15 protein-coding genes are annotated in these 20,609 nt (G+C 70.2%); 11 read left to right on the plus strand and 4 right to left on the minus strand.

Going from position 1 to position 20,609, the window contains the following annotated elements; genetic code table 11:
• Positions 1-6 precede the first annotated feature (6 nt).
• A complete protein-coding gene (gene gspD / locus Q7W82_RS06220) occupies positions 7-2,316 on the plus strand; it encodes a type II secretion system secretin GspD (RefSeq protein WP_242160627.1) in 2,310 nt (769 codons plus the stop codon).
• Between the two features lie 4 nt (positions 2,317-2,320).
• Positions 2,321-3,154, plus strand: coding sequence for a glycosyltransferase (locus Q7W82_RS06225; protein ID WP_242160628.1), 834 nt, complete (start codon positions 2,321-2,323; stop codon positions 3,152-3,154).
• A 639-nt stretch (positions 3,155-3,793) separates the two neighbouring features.
• Here the strand turns inward: Q7W82_RS06225 and Q7W82_RS06230 are convergent.
• The 4 genes from Q7W82_RS06230 to Q7W82_RS06245 form a co-directional block, all read right to left on the minus strand.
• On the minus strand, positions 3,794-4,525 hold the full coding sequence (locus Q7W82_RS06230) for a UTRA domain-containing protein (RefSeq protein WP_242160629.1): 732 nt from the start codon (positions 4,523-4,525) through the stop codon (positions 3,794-3,796).
• Positions 4,526-4,684: 159 nt separating this feature from the next.
• Positions 4,685-5,257, minus strand: a complete 573-nt coding sequence (pnuC, locus tag Q7W82_RS06235) for a nicotinamide riboside transporter PnuC (protein ID WP_242160630.1) — start codon at positions 5,255-5,257, stop codon at positions 4,685-4,687.
• 521 nt (positions 5,258-5,778) lie between these two features.
• Complete coding sequence (locus Q7W82_RS06240) at positions 5,779-7,959, minus strand: TonB-dependent siderophore receptor (RefSeq protein WP_242160631.1); 2,181 nt, start codon at positions 7,957-7,959, stop codon at positions 5,779-5,781.
• 104 nt (positions 7,960-8,063) lie between these two features.
• Positions 8,064-9,215 (minus strand): phosphotransferase, encoded by a 1,152-nt coding sequence (locus Q7W82_RS06245; RefSeq protein ID WP_242160632.1) that lies wholly within the window; start codon positions 9,213-9,215, stop codon positions 8,064-8,066.
• Between the two features lie 408 nt (positions 9,216-9,623).
• On the opposite strand from Q7W82_RS06245, the gene Q7W82_RS06250 reads away from it, so the two are divergent.
• From Q7W82_RS06250 to bcsA, 9 genes are all read left to right on the plus strand, one after another.
• Positions 9,624-10,469 carry a glycosyltransferase family 2 protein gene (locus Q7W82_RS06250; protein ID WP_242160633.1) on the plus strand — a complete coding sequence of 282 codons (846 nt, stop codon included), beginning with the start codon at positions 9,624-9,626 and terminating at the stop codon, positions 10,467-10,469.
• A 149-nt stretch (positions 10,470-10,618) separates the two neighbouring features.
• Positions 10,619-11,569 carry a hypothetical protein gene (locus tag Q7W82_RS06255; protein WP_242160634.1) on the plus strand — a complete coding sequence of 317 codons (951 nt, stop codon included), beginning with the start codon at positions 10,619-10,621 and terminating at the stop codon, positions 11,567-11,569.
• Between the two features lie 62 nt (positions 11,570-11,631).
• Positions 11,632-13,503 (plus strand): glycosyltransferase family 2 protein, encoded by a 1,872-nt coding sequence (locus tag Q7W82_RS06260; RefSeq protein WP_242160730.1) that lies wholly within the window; start codon positions 11,632-11,634, stop codon positions 13,501-13,503.
• Positions 13,451-14,965 carry a hypothetical protein gene (locus Q7W82_RS06265; protein WP_242160635.1) on the plus strand — a complete coding sequence of 505 codons (1,515 nt, stop codon included), beginning with the start codon at positions 13,451-13,453 and terminating at the stop codon, positions 14,963-14,965. Before Q7W82_RS06260 ends, Q7W82_RS06265 begins: the two co-directional genes overlap by 53 nt.
• Positions 14,956-15,921 (plus strand): glycosidase-like protein, encoded by a 966-nt coding sequence (locus Q7W82_RS06270; protein WP_242160731.1) that lies wholly within the window; start codon positions 14,956-14,958, stop codon positions 15,919-15,921. Before Q7W82_RS06265 ends, Q7W82_RS06270 begins: the two co-directional genes overlap by 10 nt.
• Before the next feature lie 73 nt (positions 15,922-15,994).
• Positions 15,995-17,179: a nicotinate phosphoribosyltransferase gene (gene pncB / locus Q7W82_RS06275; protein WP_242160636.1), complete on the plus strand. Its 1,185-nt coding sequence runs from the start codon at positions 15,995-15,997 to the stop codon at positions 17,177-17,179.
• A gap of 218 nt (positions 17,180-17,397) precedes the next feature.
• Entirely contained in the window at positions 17,398-17,856 is a 459-nt protein-coding gene (locus Q7W82_RS06280) for a cellulose biosynthesis protein BcsD (protein ID WP_242160637.1), read from the plus strand.
• A 47-nt stretch (positions 17,857-17,903) separates the two neighbouring features.
• Positions 17,904-18,305: a hypothetical protein gene (locus Q7W82_RS06285; RefSeq protein WP_242160638.1), complete on the plus strand. Its 402-nt coding sequence runs from the start codon at positions 17,904-17,906 to the stop codon at positions 18,303-18,305.
• A 94-nt stretch (positions 18,306-18,399) separates the two neighbouring features.
• Positions 18,400-20,550, plus strand: coding sequence for a UDP-forming cellulose synthase catalytic subunit (gene bcsA / locus Q7W82_RS06290; RefSeq protein ID WP_242160639.1), 2,151 nt, complete (start codon positions 18,400-18,402; stop codon positions 20,548-20,550).
• The last annotated feature ends 59 nt before the right edge of the window (positions 20,551-20,609 follow it).

Here is a 20,609-nt window from a genome sequence, read left to right on the forward strand (position 1 = left end):
GATCGCATGACGCCGCGTCTGTTTTCCCTGTTCCTCGCCATCGGCCTGGTGGCCGGCTGCGCCACCACGCCCTCGCCGGACATCCGTCGCGGCGCCGCGATCAACCCCCAGGTCGGCGCGGCCGGCAGCACCCAGACCGACGGCCAGGGCGGCCCGGCCGATCCCAATGCCTTGCCCGAGCGCGCCGCCCCGGTGATCCGCCGCGGCAGCGGCACCATGATCAATTCCGCGGCCGCCGCGGCGCCGGCACCGTCGCTGGGCAACGCCAGCAGCGGCAGCGCCACCTTCAACTTCGAGGGCGAATCGCTGCAGGCGGTGGTCAAGGCCATCCTCGGCGACATGCTCGGGCAGAACTACGTGATCGCGCCGGGCGTGCAGGGCACGGTGACCCTGGCCACGCCCAAGCCGGTATCGCCGGCGCAGGCGCTGAACCTGCTGGAGATGGTGCTGGGCTGGAACAACGCGCGCATGGTCTACAGCGGCGGCCGCTACAACATCGTCCCCGCCGACCAGGCCCTGGCCGGCACGGTGGCGCCGAGCACCGCCTCGCCGGCCAACGCGCGCGGCTTCGAGGTGCGCGTGGTGCCGCTGAAATACATCTCCGCCAGCGAGATGAAGAAGGTGCTGGAGCCGTATGCGCGGCCGAACGCCATCGTCGGCATCGACAGCTCGCGCAACGTCATCACCCTGGGCGGCACCCGCGCCGAACTGGAGAACTACCTGCGCACGGTGCAGATCTTCGACGTCGACTGGCTGTCGGGCATGTCGGTGGGCGTGTTCCCGATCCAGTCGGGCAAGGCCGAACAGGTCGCGGCCGACCTGGAGAAGGTGTTCGGCGAGAACAGCAAGACCCCCAGCGCCGGCATGTTCCGCTTCATGCCGCTGGAGAATGCCAACGCGGTGCTGGTGATCACCCCGCAGGCGCGCTACCTGGACCAGATCCAGGAGTGGCTGGACCGCATCGACAGCGCCGGCGGCGGCGCGCGGCTGTTCTCCTACGAACTCAAGTACATCAAGGCCAAGGACCTGGCCGACCGCCTGGCCGAGGTGTTCGGCGCCGGCGGCGGCAACCGTGGCGACTCCAACGCCTCGCTGATGCCGGGCTCGCAGATGAGCCAGTTGAACGGCGGCGGCCTGGGCGGCTTCAACGGCAGCGACAGCAGCAGCCTGGGTGGCGGCAGCTTGGGCGGCAGCCTGGGCAGCAGCGGCAGCGACAGCCTGTCGGGTAGCAGCGGTTCTTCCGGCAGCAGCAGCGGCGGCTTCGGCAGCGGCAGCCTGCAGCTGTCGCCGCGCACCGCCGGCAACGGCAGCGTGACCCTGGAAGTGCAGGGCGACAAGGTCGGCGTGTCGGCGGTGGAGGAAACCAACACCCTGCTGGTGCGTTCGACCCCGCAGGCGTGGCGCTCGATCCGCGACGTGGTCGAGAAGCTCGACGTGATGCCGATGCAGGTGCATATCGAGGCGCAGGTGGCGGAGGTCAGTCTGACCGGTGATCTGCAGTACGGCGTGAACTGGTTCTTCGAGAATTCGGTCAACGCCTCTGCCGATTCCACCGTGGCGAATTCCACCGGCCTTGGAGCGGGCGCGGGCTTGCCCAGTGCACAGGGCCGCAAGATCTGGGGCGATATCGCCGGCAAGATCACCGGCAGCAGCGGCCTCGGCTGGACCTTCCTCGGCACCAATGCTGCGGCGGTCATCACCGCCCTGGACAAGGTCACCAACCTCAAGCTGCTGCAGACCCCGTCGGTGTTCGTGCGCAACAACGCCGAAGCCACCCTCAATGTCGGCACGCGGATTCCGATTAATTCGACCTCGATCAATACCGGCATCGGCACCGATACCAGCTACTCGTCTGTGCAGTACATCGACACCGGCGTGATCCTCAAGGTGCGTCCACGGGTCACCAAGGACGGCATGGTGTTCCTCGACATCGTGCAGGAGGTCAGCACGCCCGGCGCGCGGCCGGCCGCATGCACCTCCTCTACCACCGTCGTCAACAGCTCTGCCTGTAACGTCGATATCAACACCCGCCGGGTCAAGACCGAGGCGGCGGTGCAGAGCGGCGACACCATCATGCTCGCCGGCCTGATCAACGACAGCACCACCGACGGCAGCAGCGGCGTGCCGTACCTGAGCAAGTTGCCTGTGGTCGGCGCCTTGTTCGGACAGAAGACCCAGCAGAAGAACCGCAACGAAGTGATCGTGCTGCTGACCCCGACGATCGTGCGCAACCCGCAGGAAGCGCGCAATCTCACCGACGAGTACGGGCAGAAGTTCAAGGCCATGGAGCCGCTGCCGGCACGCGGCAAGAAGTAAGCGGGTGAGCCTGCCCATCGTGCTGCTGGCGGTCGGCGTCGACGACGTCGCGCTGGACGCCTGCCTGGGCGCGCTGGAAGCGAACACGCCGGCCGGCACCCGCGTGTGGCTGGCCGACGATGCGCAGGCCGGCCCGCGCGGCATCCGCGTGATCGAGGCCTGGCTGGCGCGCACGCGCCTGCAGGCCGACTACACGCGGCGGCCGCGCATGCTCGGCGAGGTCGCGCATGTGGACGAGATGCTGCGCGCCTGCGGCGATGCCGACGTGGCGGTGCTGGCCGCCGACGCGCAGCCCGCGCCGGGCTGGTTGCTGCAGTTGAGCGCCTGCCTGGCGCGCGATGCGGCCATTGCCAGCGCCACGCCATGGAGCAATGCCGGCGAGGCCTGCGCGTGGCCGCGGCTGGGCGAGATCAATCCGCTGCCCGAGGATCCCGAGCGCCTGGCCCGCGCCTGCGCGTCCCTGCCGCCGCTGCATCCGGAACTGCCGTCGGCGGTGTGCCACGCGGTGGTGCTGCGCGGGGTGGCGCGGCAGCGCGCCGGCGGCCTGGACGCCAGCAGCTACGGCTCCTGGTATGCGGCGCTGACCGACCTGTCGCTGCGCATGGCCGGACTCGGCTGGCGCAACGTGCTGTGCGAGACCGCGCATGTCGCGTGCAGCGGCGAAGGCCGCGCCGCCGACGGTGACATGGATGCGCTGGCCACGCGCTGGCCTGCCTGGCACGCGCGCCTGGCCGGCTTCCTGATGCACGATCCGCTACGCGCCTGCCGCGAGGAGTTGCAGCGCCTGTACGACACGTTGCCGCCGCCGGATCCGCAGCGCGCGCTGTTCGATGCCTAGTGCGTCTCGTGTCGAGGTCGCTCCTACAATTCAGCCATGTGACAACAAGTGCAAGAGCAAAGCTTTCGCCTTACGGCGAGTTACTTTTCTTTGCTCGCGCAAAGAAAAGTAACCAAAAGAAGCGCTTTACCACAGCCGAAGGCTGGTCAAGCGCGCCCTGCCTCGCGCCCTCCGCGCTGCGCGCTCCGGGTCCGCGTCCATCGCGGGGATCCGCGGAAGGGGCATCCTGCCCCTGCCGCGGACGGCGCACATCCCTGTGCGCCGCCCTTCGGGTGTTTCCCCGCGATGGCCGCCGCTTCGGAAGGGAACCCGGGAAGTCAAAAGCAAGAGCAACAGCCAAAGCCAAGCGACCATGCGATGATCGGTGTCCGGGTGCGATGTGGGAGAGACTCTCCTCCCCTTTGTAGGATCAGTCCCGACGGCTTTCGAGGTCCGGTCGTCCACCTACTCCGTTCGTCGTGGTTGCAGGACAGTTGACTCTCACAGCGGCTTGCGGCAAGCCCGCCGGATGCACTGTGGGAGGGACTTCAGTCCCGACGCATTGCGCCATCGGAAATTACGCACCGCTTTGCGCGTCAAGGCTGCATGACAGTTGACTCCCACAACCTCCGTGCCTGGTTGACATCGCCGCAGATCGGCTTACTCCGATGGCGCGAACACGTCCACCGAGACTTCCAACACGTCGTGACGCCAGGATTCGATGTCGAACTCCACGGCGCGTCCAGCGGGATCGTAGCTGACGCGCTGCAGGCGGAAGCAGGGCGTGCCGGTGGTGGATTGCAGCAGTGCGGCCTGCTCGGCGTCGAGCGTGGCCGGATACATCGACAGCCGGCTGCGCGCCTGCCGCAAGCCCAGGCGCTGGGTCAGCACCGCGCTCAGCGAGCCGGCCAGGTCGTGGTCGAGCAGGCGCGGTGCCCACGCGGCGAGGATCGCGTTGGTCTCCAGCAGCACCGCGCGGCGCCCGATCCAGCGGCGGCGGCGCAGCACGAACACCTCGGTCGTGGGATCGTCCAATTGCAGGTGCCGGGCGAGCGCCGGGCCGGCCGGCTGGCGCTGCGCGGCGAGCAGTTCGGTGCGCGGCACGCCGCCCTGTGCCGCCACGTACTGCATGAAGCCGGCGATGCTGTTGGGGTCGTGGCGCACCCGCGGCGCGCTGACGAACCAGCCGCGGCGGTTCTCGCGGTAGATGTGGCCGTCCGATTCGAGTTGCTGCAGGGCTTCGCGCAGGGTGATGCGGGTGCAGCCGAACAGCGCGGCCAGTTCCCGCTCCACCGGCAGGCGCTGGTCCGCCCGCCATTCGCCGGCGGCGATGCGCGCCAGCAGCGCATCGGCGATGCGCTGGGCGAAGCCGGCGGGGGTGGCGAAGCTCATGCGAAGTCCAGGGCGGGGCGCAGCGTGGCTGACAAGACTACGCTGCCGGCAGGCATGCGGGCGATGTGGGGCGCCTGACGGTTGAGGGCTTCCGGTGTGCCGATTGCCCGACCTTCGCGCGTGCAGTGTCGCTGACAGCACGGAAGGATCTGGGCGCACTCAGCTGATCGCACGCGCGCGACGCAGATCCGCCTGCCACAGGCGCAATCCGTACACCGCCAGCACCACGAATCCGGCGTACAGCGCCGCGGTGGGGTACAGCCCCTTGTACAGGAACACGCCGACGTAGACGCAGTCCAGCACGATCCACAGGCCCCAGTTGGCGATGCGCTTGCGCGCGGCCCAGACGCTGGCGACCACGCTGAACGCCGACAGCGCGGCATCCAGCCACGGCAGCGCCGCATCGGTGTGCCGGTGCATCCACCAGCCCAGCAGCACCGCGCCGGCGGCGCCGGCCAGCACCGAGCGCAGCCCTTCGGCCCACGGCAGCGGCCCGACCTGGACCTTGCCGTCGTCGCCGAGCCCTTTGCTCCAGCGCCACCAGCCGTAGCCCTGCAGGACCACGTACAGGCCCTGCAGCAGCATGTCCGAATACAGCTTCCACTGATAGAACAGCCACGCGTACAGCAGCACCGCGACCACGTTGACCGGCCAGCACCAGCGCACCCGCCGCGCGGTCAGCCACACACCCACGACGTTGACCAGCACGGCGAGCAGTTCGAGGGGAGACATGGTGGGGTGGCCGGGATTGGGGAGTGGGGATTCTGGATGGGATGTGGTGCGCGAGCGCGTTGCATCGCGCGCGTTTGTAGGAGCGGCTTCAGCCGCGACAAGCATTACCAGGAACGCCCGTCGCGGCTGAAGCCGCTCCCACACGGGCTTGCGGCAAGCCCGCCGGGTGCACTGTGGGAGGGACTTCAGTCCCGACGCATTGCGCCACCGGAACGCATGCCACTTCGCGCGTCGCGGCTGCATGCCAGTTGACTCCCACATTGGTCATCCGCGTGGCTTGTGTTCGAGAGGGGACACGAATGGATGAAGTCATGGTGGATCCGGAGAACAGGGTCAAGCGCTTTTTGCGAGCGAAGAAGACAGTGTTTGTTGAAGGAGCAGCGCTTGCCCCACTGTGGGGATCAGCCGTAACCCGTTAGCAACAGCGCGTCGCGGCTGAAGCCGCTCCTACACAGGCGACGCGCCATGTTCCGCTTTTGGCTTTTACCAATCCCGAATCCCGATTCCCCAATCCCCGCTATTCAAAAATCGAACTGCACCGCCAACCGCGCCGTCCGCGGCGCACCCAGGAACAGGTAGTCGTCGCCTTCGTAGGCGCCGACATCGCGCCAGTAACGCTTGTCGGTGAGGTTGTCCACGCTCAGCCGCAGCGTGGTCGGCACAGCGCCCAGCCGCGTCGCGTAGCGGGCGCCCAGGGTGTAGACGCTGTAGCCGCCGACGGCGACCTGGCCGCTGCGATCGGCGTACTTGGCGCCGCTGTACTGCGCGCCGCCCAGCAGCGCCAGGCCGTTGATGCCGGGCACGTCCCAGGTGGCCTGCGCGCTGGCGCGCAAGCGCGGCACGTTCAACGCCTGGTGGCCTTCGTCGCCCGGCGTGCCGGTGTCCTCGGCGCGCGCGCGGATGCCGGCGACGCTGGCCTGCAGGTGCAGGCCGGCGCCGAGCGTGCCGGCGGCGGACAGTTCGATGCCGCGGTTGTGCAGGCGGCCCTGCTGCACGAACAGGAAGCTGCCGTCGGCCTGCGGTTGCGCGTACTGGTACGCCTGGCGCATGTCGAACAGCGCCGCGCCCAGGGTCACGCCGTCGCGCTCGTACTTCATGCCGGCCTCGCGCTGGTAGGCGCTGGTGGGGGCGAGGATGCTGTCGGCGTTGCTGGCGAACCAGGGCGCGGTGCCGCCCGGGGCCAGGCCCTTGGCGAAGCTGGCGTACAGCGACAGCGAGGGCTGCACCTTGAACAGCAGCGCCGCCTGCGGCAGAAACACGGAGCGACGGGTGCGCCGGGTCAGGGTGCCGTCGCGGTCCCAGGCGCGTTCGTCGTAGCGCACCTGGCGCGCGCCCAGCAGCAGCTGCCAGGCATCGCCGATGCCGATGCGGTCACTGGCCAACAGGGCGGTCTGCGCGCTGTCCAGACGCCGGCGCTTGGGGCCGAGGACGGCGTCGGCCGGTGCCAGCAGCGGCGGATCGGCGTCGATGTTGCCGCTGCCGATCATTTCATTGATCGAGCCGTGGCGGTCGATGGTGCGATGCAGATAGTCGACGCCGACCTGGAACTGGTGCTGCAACACGCCGGTGCTGGCGCTGCCGCTGGCGATCGCCTGCAGTTCGTCGTTGCGGCGGCTGTCGGCGGGGCTGCGGTAGTCGTAGATGTCGTAGTCGCCTTCGCGGCTGAAGTGATTGGGCACGGCGTCGCCGGCGCAGCTGGCCGCGCCGTAGCAGCCCCAGGCGAAGCTGGAGTAATCGTCGATCAGGGCGCGGCTGTGCGACGCGGCGACATGCACGTTCCAGGCGTCGCTGAAGCGGTATTCGTAGCGCACCTGTGCATTCAGTGCCTCGATGCCGACCGGCCTGGACCACGGCTGGTAGGCGAGCAGGCGATGCACCGACACCCCGCTCGGCAGCTGCGTGCCGCCGAGCAACTGGTAGCCCGGCACCGAACGCTGCTGGCGGTCCTGGTACTCCACGTCCAGCTGCAGGGCCGACTGCGGATCGATGTTCCAGTCCGCGGCCAGCGACAGGAAGTTGCGGTGCCCGTCGGCGTGATCGACATGGCTGCGCAGCGTCTCGTGCGCGGCGTTGACGCGCAGGCCGAACTGGCGCTCGCTGCCGAACCAGTCGCCCAGGTCCACCGCCGCGCCGCGGCTGCCGTCGTCGTCGCCGCTCAGCACCAGGCTGCGCACGTGCTGCGGGCGCTTGGTCTGGTAGTCGATCACCCCGGCTGGGGTGGTGATGCCGGACAGCACCCCGGACAGGCCCTTGAGCACCTGCACCTGCTCCTTGTTCTCCAGCGCCACGTTCTGTTCGCCGGCGATGGTCAGGCCGTTGATGCGGTAGCTGTTGGCCGCATCGAGCGAATAGCCGCGGACCAGGAAGTTCTCGTAGTAGCCGATCGGCGCGTAGCTGTCGCCGACCGCGGCGTCGGCGCGCAGCACCTCGCTGAGCACGCGCACCTGGCGGTCGGCCAGCTGGGTGCGGTCGATGGTGTCGATCGCCATCGGCGTGTCCAGCAGCGGCGCGTCGCCGTAGCCGCTCAGGCTGCTGCGGTTGTGCGGCTGGCGGCCCTGCACGTTGACCGCGTCCAGTTCGACCGGGGTCTGCGCGGCGGCGGATGCCGGCGCATCGTCGGCGGCCAGGGCCGGCAGCGGCAGGGCGATGGCCAGGCCCAGCGCAAGCGCGTGCGGGGTGGGGAAGCGGCGGGTGGGAAGCATGCGGAACGACCTCGGGCAAACGAAACGAAAGAGGGAAGCGGCAGCGCCGCGCGGCGTGCGCGCGGCAGCCGTGACGGCGGATGGGGCGGGGTGGATGCGACGGTTCATGGCGCGGCCGCGGCGCGCCGCCGCAGGTGCCGCAGCAGGCGCTGGCCTTCGCGCTCGCCGTACCAGGTGGCGTGGCCGAGCAGGTAGCGGCGGTAGGCGATCTCGGCGTGCGTGTCCGAACCGGTGATGCCGGCGAAGTAGTCGATCTCGCTGAGCGCGAAGTCGGCATGCACCAGCGGCAGCAGCGCGGTCAGCAAGCGCAGTTGCGCCGCGTCCAGCGGCAGCAGGGTGGCGTAGCCGTGCAGCAGCGCATCGAGCTGGTCGAGTTCGGCGACCGCTTCGCCGCCGTCGTCCAGTTGCAGCCACGGGATCAGGTTGCGTTCGATCGCGGTGGCCAGGTCGAACAGGGCGAAGGTCCGGTCGGCCAGGCCGAAATCGAACGCCGCGCTGACCGTGCTGGTGGCGCCGTGGCCGCGCCACAGCAGGTTGGAGGCGTGCCAGTCGCCATGCGTCCACAGCGCCGGCGGCGGCGCCTGCAGCAGCGGCCACGCCTGCGCGTGCCAGGGCAGCAGGTGCGCGCGCAGGTCGTCCTGCCAGTCGTGCCGCTGCAGCCATGTCGCCAGCGCCGGGCGCCGCGCGAGATCCTGCTGCAGCGCCTGCACCGGCTGCGGCTGGGCGAACAGGCGCAGGTTGGCGACCAGCACGGTGGTGCTGCGCGGGGGCGCGGTGTAGCCGGCGGCGGCGCGATGCAGTGCCGCCAGCGCGCGGCCGGCGGCGGCGGCATGGGTGGTGTCGGCGAACGGCGTCCACGACACCGCCTCACGGTAGCGGTCCTCGCCGTCGCCGGCGCGCATCACCTCGTAGGTCCAGTGGCCGCGCCGCACCGCGCTGGCGCCGTCGCGGTCGCGCAGCACCTCCGGCACCGGCACGCCGTGCGCGCGCAGGTGGGCGATGAAGGCGTGTTCCTCGCCCAGCGCGTGCAGGTCGCGCACGCGGCGGTGGTGGCGCTTGACGAACAGCGTGCCGGCCGCGGTCTCCACCTCCGCCGCCGCGGAGAACGGGCGCGGGCTGTGCCAGCGCAGTGCGCGCAGCTGGCCGGGCAAGGCGTACTGCTGCAGCAGCGCCTCCACCTCGCCGTCGGACAGCGGCGGCCAGTCGGCAGCCACGGTCTGCAGGCCCATGCCGTGCATCTGGTGGCGCGCGCTCATGCGCGTGTCTCGCGGTGGTGGTGCGCCCGGGCGCGCCGCATGCTGGTCGCGCGATGCGCACCGTCGCGGCGGCTGTGCGCGGCTGGTCTAGACCAGAGGCGGGGAGGCCTGGGGCAGGGCCCGGTCGCACGATCGGGAGCGGGGACGGTGGCGCCGCCGGCGTCTCGGCATGCGCGCGGGCTCAGGCGGCGCGCGCGGTCTGCGGGGTGGGGCGGCAGCCTGGGACAGGAAACAACGCTGACCGGCATCTGCACTGGGCGAAGGAAAGGACACGGATCGCTCCGTCTCCCGCGCGTGCGGGCCGCAAACGGCCGCGCAGTGCACGGGGCGCAGAGTATGCGCGGCAATCGCCGCCGCCGCCATGCCTGCTGCGCGCGTGGCGGGCGGCGCATGCGGGATAATCGGCGGATGAGCGAACAGCAGATAGCCGTGGTGGTGGTGACCTACGAGAGCGGCAGCACCATCGATGCCTGTCTGCAGCGGCTGCGCGCGGCCGCCGAGGTGGCGCAGATCCGGGTGGTCGACAACGCCTCGCGCGACGACACCCTGGCGGTGGTGCAGCGGCATGCGCTGGACGATGCGCGGGTGCGCTTCATCGCCAATCCCGACAATCCCGGCTTCGCCACCGCCTGCAATCAGGGGGCCGCGGCCAGCGATGCGCCATGGCTGGCCTTCGTCAATCCCGACCTGATGGTCGAGCCCGACACCCTGGCGCAGTTGCGCGCACAGGCCGCCGCGCTCGGCGAGGCGCTGCTGGGCGTGGAGCAGGTCGACGAACACGGCCGCGCCGACGCCGCGGTGCGGCGCCGCGACCCGGACTTCGCGGCGATGCTGCGGCATCCGCTGGCCGGCTCGCGGCTGGCGCTGGCGGCCGACCCGGCGCAGCCGCTGCAGCCGGTGCCGGCGCTGTCCGGCGCGCTGATGCTGTTGCCGCGCGCGCTGTTTGTGCGCATCGGCGGTTGGGACGCCGGCTATCGGCTGCATGCCGAAGACCTGGACCTGTGCCGCCGGGTCCGCCAGGCCGGGGCCACGGTGGCGGTGCTGAACACCCTGCGCGTGCTGCATGTACGCGGCGTGTCCAGCCGCAAGCGGCCGTGGTTCGTCGAGTGGCACAAGCACCGCGGGCTGTGGCGCTACTTCCGCAAGTTCGAGGCGCCCAGCCGGGCGTGGCCGGTGCGGGCGGCGGTGTGGGCGGTGATCTGGCTGCACGCCTGGGTCACCTTCGCCCGGTTGTGCTGGCGGCGCCCAGGCTGAACGAAATCTGCCGCGTTGCGCGCGCGTGCGGCATGGCAACATAAATTCGCTATATTGGGAAGTGCGTCACTTAACAAATGGCGTGTTCCGCCGATCACCCCTGAACCGTGCCCGCTTTCTGGTTCGGGGGCCCCACCAGGAACTCAACCATGCTTGATCTCGACGGCGTGCGCTCGCGCACCCACGCGCGCGCCTGCGCGTCCGCTGTGCCTATGGCCGCTGCCGGCAGCGCCACGCCTGCGCGCCGCGCGCGGCTGGCACTGGCCCTGCTCGCGCTGGCGGCCGGCCCCTGCTACGCCAGCGCCTGGGTCGACGAGGCCGGCCACGGGCTGGTGATCCTCAAGGCCAGCCATACCGACGGCGGCGCGGTGTTCAACAGCCACGGCCAGTCCGGCAACTTCCCCGACGCCGGGCGCAGCCGCCAGGACCAGCTCAATCTCTACGGCGAATACGCGCTGAGCTCGGACCTGACCCTGGTCGGCAATTTCTATTTCAGCAAGGTCGGCTACCGCAACGACAGCGGCTACGGCGACCGCCACAGAAGCGGCTGGTCCGACCAGGAAATCGGCCTGCGCTACCGGCTCGACCCGGATGGCCGCGACGGTCCCTGGCAGGGCGCGTTGCAGGTGCTGGCGCTGGTGCCCGCCTATGCGCGCCAGCGCGACGGCGCGCGGCCGGCGCTGGGCCAGGGCGACTACGGCGCCGAGTTGCGCTACAGCGTCGGCCGCGGCTACCGCCTGGGCGAGCACGACGGCTATGTCGACCTGGGCACGGCGGTGCGCCTGCGCGGCGGCGACGCCTCCGACGAGGCGCGGCTGGACGTGTCCAGCGGCCTGGCGCTGGCGCCGCGCTGGATGCTGATCGGCGAGTTCAACGTGATCCAGAGCCTGGGCAACGGCAAGGGCCCGAACCGGATCTACGCGCCCGGCGACAACACGCCGATCCGCGGCAACAACTTCGATTTCAGCAAGCTGCAGGCCTCGGTGCTGTACACGCTGCCCGGCGGCACGCAGCTGCAGCTCGGCTACCAGCAGCCGGTGGCCGGGCGCAACACCGGCGGCGCGGGCGGCCCGTTCGTGGCCGCCTGGTGGCGGTTCTAGCCGTGTCCGGCGAACACGACAGCGTCGCCGCCGAGGCGAGCGCCCCGGGCCGGTTCGGGCGGCTGCCGACCGAGGGCGGCCTGCAGGCGCCGATCGGCGAGGCGCTGGTCGCCGCGGGGGTGATCGACCCGCCGCAACTGCAGAATGCGCTGACCCTGCAGTCGCGCTGGCGCTCGCGACTGGGCGACGTGGTGCTGGCCCAGCGTGGCGTCGCCGCGCTGCGTTTCTACACGGTGCTGGCGCAGCATTTCGGGCTGCATTTCGTCAATCTGCTCAAGCAACCGATCGACCCGGCCCTGTTCCAGCCGGAGCGGCTGGCCGACTACGCGCAGCGCCTGGTGCTGCCGTGGCGCGAGGAGGACGGCCAGCTGGTGCTGGCGGTGGCCGATCCCGGCCCGGAGATCTTCGCCTGGGCGCGCGCCACCTATGGCGAGCAGGTGCGCTTCGTCGGCACCTCCAAGTTCGACATCGTGTGGAGCCTGCAGCAGCACGCCGACGCGCAGCTCACCCACGACGCGCTGAACCTGCTGGCCGAACATGCACCGGAGCATTCGGCGCGGCAGGTGATCACCCGTGCGCAGTCCGCCTTCCTGGTGGTGTTGACCGTGGTGCTGGCCGCGGCCCTGGCGCTGTGGCCGCTGGTCACCCTGATCGCGCTCAACACGCTGATCGCGGTGGCGTTCCTGGCCACCTTCGGGCTGAAGCTGGTGCTGGCCTGGCGCGGTGCGCGGCGCCGCATCGACATCAAGGTCAGCGACGAGGAAGTGGCCGCGCTCGGCGACGAGGACCTGCCGGTCTACACGGTGCTGGTGCCGATGTACAAGGAACCGGACGTGCTGCCGATCCTGGCCAACGCGCTGCGCCGGCTCGACTACCCGACCTCCAAGCTGGACGTGAAGCTGGTGCTGGAGGCCGACGACACCGAGACCATCGAGGCGGCCAAGGCGCTGGGCCTGGAGGCGTTCTTCGAGATCATCCGGGTGCCGCCGTCGCAGCCCAAGACCAAGCCCAAGGCCTGCAACTACGCGCTGCGCTTCGCCCGCGGGCAGATGCTCACCATCTACGACGCCGAGGACAAGCCGGAGCCGGACCAGCTCAAGCGCGTGGTCGCCGCGTTCCGCAAGTCGCCGGCCGACGTGGCCTGCATCCAGGCGCGGCTGAACTACTACAACGCCGACGAGAACTGGCTCACGCGCATGTTCACGCTGGAATACACGTTGTGGTTCGACTTCTACCTGCCGGCGCTGGAAACCCTGCGCATCCCGATTCCGCTCGGCGGCACCTCCAACCACTTCCGCCTGGACATCCTGCGCAAGGTCCACGCCTGGGATCCGTACAACGTCACCGAGGACGCCGACCTGGGCGTGCGCCTGACCCAGCAGGGCTACCGGGTCAGCGTGGTCAACTCGACCACGTTCGAGGAAGCCAACGTCAGCATCCCCAACTGGATCCGGCAGCGCTCGCGCTGGCTCAAGGGCTACATGCAGACCTGGCTGGTGCACATGCGCAACCCGGTGCAGTTGTACCGCTCCACCGGCGTGCGCGGGTTCTGGGGCTTCCAGCTGTTCGTCGGCGGCACCTTCTTCACCGCACTGGCCGCGCCGCTGATGTGGCTGAGCTACGGGCTGTGGCTGGCGGTGGGCTCGAAATTCTTCGATCCGTTCTTCCCGCCGGCGCTGCTGTACCTGAGCCTGCTCAACCTGCTGCTCGGCAACGGCTTCCTGATCTACATGACCCTGGTGGCGGCGTTCAAGCGCGACTACTTCCGCCTGGCGCCCTACGCGCTGACCGTGCCGCTGTACTGGCTGTTGCAGTCCATCGCCGCCTACAAGGGCCTGTGGCAGCTCATCCGCAACCCGTTCTACTGGGAAAAGACCACCCATGGCATCAGCAAGCACATGGCCGAAGAGCGCCGCGCCGCGCTCGACGACTGACGCGCCGCCGCGCGCGCGCGGCACCGCGGTGTTCGTGCTCACCGCGGCGCTGCTGGCGCTGCTGTGCCACCGGTTGCTCGCGCACGGCTACATGAGCGACGACGCGATGGCGCAGTACGCCAAGCTGCTGCTGTTGCGCGACGCGGCCGGCTTCCGCATCGAGTACCTGGGCTTTCTGTACGCGCAGGCCTCGCTTTACCTGGGCGTGCTGATCGGCGGCCTGCCGGGCCTGTCCACGCCGCTGCTGCCGTACCTGGTCGACGTGCTGGCGGGGGCGACGCTGGTGACCCTGCTGTGGCGCGACATTGCCGCCGGGCTGGGGCGCGGTTGGGCGTGGGCGCTGAGCGCGGGCCTGGTGTTGCAGCCGTTCTTCCTGTGGCCGACGTTGTCCGGCAACAACCAGGGCCTGGGCCTGCTGGTGTTCTACGTGGCCGCGCGCGCACTGCGCCACTTCCGCGGCGATCCGGAAGCCTTCGCCTACCTGCGCCTGGCGGCGAGCCTGTGCCTGCTGTTCTTCGTTGACGAGCGCGCCTGCTTCCTGGCGGTGGCGCTGGCACCGTGGCTGTTCCTGATCGCGCCGCCGCGGCTGATGCGGCAGGCGCCGCTGGCGTTCTACCTGGTGTGCTACCTGCCGTTCTTGTTCGCGGTGGCGGCGTGGATGTACCTCAACTACATGTTCTTCGGCGACCCGCTGCTGTTCGTGCGCGACGCCAACTCGGCCTTCCGCGGCATCTATGCGCAGGCGGCGCTGCAGCCGTGGCTGCAGCAGGCCGCGGCGCAGCCGTGGTGGCCGCCGCTGTGGCTGTCGCTGGCCGGGCTGGTCAGCGCGCCGCTGTTGCTGTTGCTGCGCCACACCCGCACCGGCGACACCTGGCGCAGCGTGCTGGCCGCCACCTTGACCGTGATCGGCGCCGGCACGCTGGCCACCTGGGCGCGTTTCACTGCGCAGCCGCTGGACTTCCTGGCCCTGCTGCTGGTGCCGGTGGCGCTGGTGCTGGGCGACCTGCGCCGCGACCTGCGCTGGCTGGGCCTGGTGCTGCTGCTGGCCGGCGCGGTGTCCAGCGGCTGGGTGATCGCCCGCACCGCCACCTCCACCACCCGCGACTGGATCGCCGCGCTGCAGGCGCCGGCGCCGCCACGGCATGCCGATGCCGCACGGCTGGGCGCGTGGCTGGCCGAGGCGCGGCTGCCGACCCTGCTCGACGACCGCGCCAGCTACCCGGTGATCGTCGCCCGCGGCGACGCCAGGCAACTGATCCTGCCGTTCGACCCGCGCTTCAAGCAGGCGCTGGTCGATCCGCGGCAGATGCCGGCGCAGGTGGTGGTGAGCGACCCGGCCAGCCAGGCTGGCACCCTGGACAGCCTCAACCGGCGCTTCCCGCAGCTATGGCAACAGGGCCTGCCGGGCTACAGTCTGGTCTACCACCAGGGCATCTACCGGGTATGGCGCCGATCGCCGTGAGACTGCTGGCCGCACTGCTGTTGGCGCTGAGCGCCGGCGGCTGCAGTGCGGCGCCGGCGCCGCCGTGGTTGGGCGCCAACGTCAAGGTCTCGCCGCAGGCGCCATGGGGCAGCGCGGCGGCGCAGCAGTCGCTGCGGCAACTGGCCGATGCCGGCGCCTCGCGCGCGCTGCTGGTCGCCTTCGTCTGGCAGGCCGCGCCGCAGTCCTCGGCACCGGTGCTGGGCAGCGACAGCAGCCCGGCGCTGATCCGCGCCGGACTGCGGCAGATGCGCGCCGCGGGCCTGCAGCCGGTGCTGAAAGTGCATCTGTGGATTCCCGGGCACTGGGCCGGCGAGGCCGCGCCGGCCGATCGCGATGCCTGGTTCGCCGCCTACCAGCGCGCGCTGCTGCAACTGGCGCAGGTCGCCGCCGAGGAACGCGCCAGCGCGCTGATCGTCGGCACCGAACTGCGCCAGTTGCAGGATGCGCCGCAATGGCCGGCCCTGCTGGCGGCGGTGCGCCAGGTCTATCGCGGCCCGATCGGCTACGTCGCCGATGGCCTGGAGCAGGCCGAGCGCTTCGGCTACTGGGACCGCTTCGATTTCGTCGGCACCAGTCTGTACCCGGCGCTTTCCGCCACGCCGGCGCAGCGGCGCGCGCAGATGCATGCGGCGGCGGCGCGCGTGCAGGCGCTGGGCGAGCGCAGCGGCCGCCCGGTGTGGGTGGCCGAGCTGGGCTTGCGCTCGGCGCACGGCAGCCTGGCGGCGCCATGGGAAAGCCCGGAGCAGCGCACCGCCGACGTCGACACCGCGTTGCAGGCGCAGGTGTTGCGCGAGTGGCGCGACGTGCTCGACGCGCAGCCGCGCATCGCCGGCATCGCGCTGTGGTGCTGGTACACCGACCCGGATGCCGGCGGCGCGCAGGATAGCGATTTCACCGTGCAGCACAAGCCGGCGCAGGCGGTGCTGAAGCGCTGAGTGGCACGCGCATATCGCGCCATCTGCCATCGGTGACAACGGAGCCGCAACGCAGCGAGCGCATAATCGGCGGATGATCATCGATTCGTTGCTGGACACCGACCTCTACAAGTTCACCATGATGCAGGCGGTGCTGCATCAGCATCCCGGCGCGCAGGTGGAGTACCGCTTCAAGTGCCGCACCCCGGGCATCGACCTGGCGCAGTACCTGCCGCAGATCTCGGCGGAGATCGACGCGCTGTGTGCGCTGCGCTTCCGCGAGGAGGAGCTGGACTACCTGCGTGCGATGCGCTTCATCAAGCCGGACTTCGTCGATTTCCTGGCGCTGTTCCACCTGGACCGCAAGTATCTGCAGGTGCAGGCCTCGACCAGCGTGCCCGGCGAGATCGAACTGCACATCCGCGGGCCGTGGCTGCACACCATCCTGTTCGAGGTGCCGCTGCTGGCGATCGTCAACGAGGTGTGGTTCCGCAATGCCGGTGGCGCCGAGCATGCCGAAGGCCTGCGCCGCCTGCAGGCCAAGATCGCGCTGCTGCGCGACACCCCGGGCTACGACGGCTGCGCCATCGCCGACTACGGCACCCGCCGCCGCTATTCGCGGGCCTGGCACGGCGAGCTGCTGCCGGTGCTGCAGCAGACTTTGGGCAAGCAGTTCGTCGGCACCAGCAACGTGCACTTCGCCCGCCGCTACGGGCTGACCCCGCTGGGCACGATGGCCCACGAGTACCTGCAGGCGTTCCAGGCGCTGGGGCCGCGGCTGCGCGATTCGCAGGCGGCGGCGCTGGAATCGTGGGCGCGCGAGTACCGCGGCGACCTCGGCATCGCGCTGTCGGACGTGGTCGGCCTGGACGCGTTCCTGCGCGATTTCGATCTGTATTTCTGCAAGTTGTTCGACGGCATGCGCCACGATTCCGGCGATCCGTTCGACTGGGGCGAGCGGATCCTGGCGCACCTGCAGCGGCATCGGGTGGATCCGCGCAGCAAGATCCTGGTGTTCAGCGACGGCCTGGACATCGACAAGGTGATGCGGCTGTACGCGCATTTCCGCGATCGCTGCATGCTGGCGTTCGGCGTCGGCACCCACCTGACCAACGACCTGGGCCTGGTGCCGCTGCAGATCGTGATCAAGATGGTCCGCTGCAATGGCCAGCCGGTGGCCAAGCTCAGCGACTCGCCGGGCAAGACCCTGTGCGACGACCCGGCCTATCTGGCGTACCTGCGCCAGGTGTTCGAGGTGCCTGCCGAGGACCCGCGCTGAGTGCTGCGGCGGTGCGCCGACGCGGCGGACGCCGCGGTCCCGGGGCGGCCGGACAGGCGTCGCAGTTCGGCGCATCGGGACTTTGCGGTGAAGAAGGAGTGAGATACACTTCGCCATAAAGTGAGAACTGTGTCGCAATAGTGACGGTCGACAACGGCCGGCCAGGCGCCGCAGCCGCTACGCCGTTGTCGTTCCGTCCCTGCCCAGAGACTTCCTCGATGAGCGCTCACGCGTTGCAGACCCATTACCGCACCCAGGCCTGTTCGCGGCAGTGGCGTGGCTTTCTGCGCGCGTTGGCCGAGGAGTTCGCCGCCGAACTCGGGGCCGAGGACCTGGCGCTGCTGCTGGCGCGCATCGGCCGCCGCTTCGCCGCCGAACATCCGGTCGGCGCCTGCGCCACCCTGCAGGACCTGGAGGAAGCGGCCAACCGCCTCTGGGACCAGTTGGAATGGGGCTATGCGCGGTTCGAGGAACATGCCGACCGCGTCGAACTGCTGCACGCCGGTTCGCCGCTGCACATCGGCCTGGCCGGGCAGGCCACCGGCGCCGACGGCTTCCTGGAAGGGGTGTATCAGGCATGGTTCGTGCAGGTAGGCATGTCGGCCGGGCTGGGCGTGCGTGCGTTGTCGTCCGGGAACGAAGACCTGCGGCGCTTCGTGCTGGCCAGGATCGGCTGAGCGCGGCGGCGGCGACCCATTATTTTCAGATCGTCATGAGGGGAGTCATGTCCAAGAAGTCCAAGCAGACGGGTGCCGAAACCGGCGATGACGTCTCCAGCCTGTTCGCCAAGCTCGGCAGCAGCGGCGCCACCGCCTACCAGGATTTCTCCGCCGACCGGCTCAGCGCCGTGGAGCCGGCCGCGGTGGCGCCGCCAGCGCCTGCCGTCCCGGCACCGGTGCTGTCGGTGGTGCGCGCCGCGGTCGAGCCCAGGCCGGGCGCCCCGTTGCCGGTTGCGCCGCTGCCGCTGGCGCCTGTCGCCCCGGCTGCGCCGGCGCCGGCCGCGGTCGTGGCGGGAACTGGCAGCGGCACGCCGTTGCAGCAGCTGTTCCAGCGCCTGCTCGAGGTCGGCCGCGAGGCCGCCGTGCCGGCGCCGGGCGGTCCGCTCAAGCGCTTCTTGAATCGTTGATGCCGCGCGGCGCCTCGGGCGCCGCGCTGTTTGCCGTCGCCGCGTGGTGGGGAAGACCGCGCGGCGACCTCCTCCCCCTTGTTAGGAACCGCCGATGAGCGCTGCCTCCGCGTCGCATGCCGCGCGCCCGCTGCATGTCCTGGCCAACTGGTCGCTGTGGCTGCTGGGCGCCGTGTTGCTGGTCTTCGTCGTCGCCATCCCCATGGATGTGCCGCAGCAACTGGTGTTCTCGCTGGTGGTGTTCGTCGCGGCCATGCTGCTGCGGCGCAGTGGCAGCCGCCTGGCGATCCTGGTGATGATGGCGCTGTCGCTGGCGGTGTCCTCGCGCTACATCTGGTGGCGCCTGACCCAGACCGTGGGCATGAGCAGCCCGATCGACCTGAGCCTGGGCCTGGGCCTGCTGCTGGCCGAACTGTACGCATTCGTGATCCTGGCCCTGGGCTATTTCCAGGTGCTGTGGCCGCTGAACCGGCGGCCGCTGCCGCTGCCGGCCGACCAGCGGCAATGGCCCAGCGTCGACCTGTTCATCCCCACCTACAACGAACCGTTGTCGGTGGTGCGCTCGACCATCCTCGCCGCCAGCGTGATGGACTGGCCGGCCGACAAGCTCAACATCTACCTGCTCGACGACGGCCGCCGCGAGGAGTTTCGCGCGTTCTGCGCGCAGGCCGGCATCCACTACATCACCCGCACCAACAACTTCCACGCCAAGGCCGGCAACATCAATGCCGCGCTGAAGAAGTCCAGCGGCGAGTACGTGGCGATCTTCGACTGCGACCACATCCCCACGCGCTCGTTCCTGCAGGTGGCGATGGGCTGGTTCCTGCGCGACGCCAAGCTGGCGGTAGTGCAGATGCCGCACTACTTCTTCTCGGCCGATCCGTTCGAGCGCAACCTCGGCAACCACGGCAAGGTGCCCAACGAGGGCGAGCTGTTCTACGGCCTGCTGCAGGACGGCAACGACCAGTGGGACGCCACCTTCTTCTGCGGCTCGTGCACGGTGATCAAGCGCAAGCCGCTGGAGGAAGTGGGCGGGGTGGCGGTGGAGACCGTCACCGAGGACGCGCACACCGCGCTGAAGCTGCACCGTCGCGGTTACCGCAGCGCCTACATCGCGGTGCCGCAGGCCGCCGGCCTGGCGACCGAGAGCCTGTCCGGCCACGTCGCCCAGCGCATCCGCTGGGCGCGCGGCATGGCGCAGATCGCGCGGCTGGACAATCCGCTGCTGGGCAAGGGCCTGCGCCTGTCGCAGCGGCTGTGCTACGCCAACGCGATGCTGCATTTCTTCTATGGGCTGCCGCGGATCGTCTACCTCACCGCGCCGCTGGCCTTCCTGTTCTTCGGCGCGCACGTGATCCACGCCTCGGCGCTGATGATCCTGGCCTACGCGCTGCCGCACATCCTGCAGGCCAACCTGACCAACCTGCGCACCCAGGGCAAGTTCCGCCACCTGCTGTGGAACGAGGTCTACGAGACCACCCTGGCCTGGTACATCCTGCGCCCGACGCTGGTGGCGCTGTTCAATCCCAAGCTCGGCAAGTTCAACGTCACCCCCAAGGGCGGCCTGGTGCCGCGCAGCTACTTCGACGGGCAGATCGCCAAGCCCTACCTGTTCCTGCTGGTGCTCAACCTGGCCGGCGTGGTCGCGGGCGTGATGCGCCTGCTCAGCGTGCAGGCCGGCGGCGAGGCGCAGACCATCTGGTTCAACCTGGCGTGGACCGCCTACAACGTGCTGCTGCTCGGCGCCACCATCGCCACCGCCAGCGAGATGCGCCAGGTGCGCCGTTCGCACCGCGTGCCGCTGGACATCCCGGCCACCCTGCACCTGGCCGATGGCCGCGAACTGGCCTGTCGCACCGTCAACTTCTCCACCGGCGGCATGGCCCTGCGCCTGCTCGCGCCGGTGCCGGTGGAGCCGGACCTGCCGGTGGAGATCGCGCTGCCGCAGCGCGGCAGTTCCAAGCGCCTGCCGGCGATGGTGCGCCACGACCGCGACGGCGAAATCAGCATCCAGTTCCGGCCGATGTCGATCGAGCAGGAGCGCTGGCTGGTGGCCTGCACCTTCGCCCGCGCCGACATCTGGGTGTCGCAGTGGGGCCGCCACGACCGCGATCGCTTCTGGGTGTCGCTGGGGCGCGTGTTCGCGGCCAGCATGCGCGGCTTCCGGCGTCTCGGTCAGCACATCGCCAGCAGCGCGCGCAGCGGCTGGCGCGGCCGCGCCACCGGCGAGGAGGCGGCGCCGTGAGTCGTCGTCCCGCGGTGGTGCGTTGCTCCCTCTCTTTCCCTTCTTTCCGGTTGCCGTCG

This window comes from Xanthomonas indica, from assembly GCF_040529045.1.
Taxonomy (GTDB): Bacteria; Pseudomonadota; Gammaproteobacteria; order Xanthomonadales; family Xanthomonadaceae; genus Xanthomonas_A; species Xanthomonas_A indica.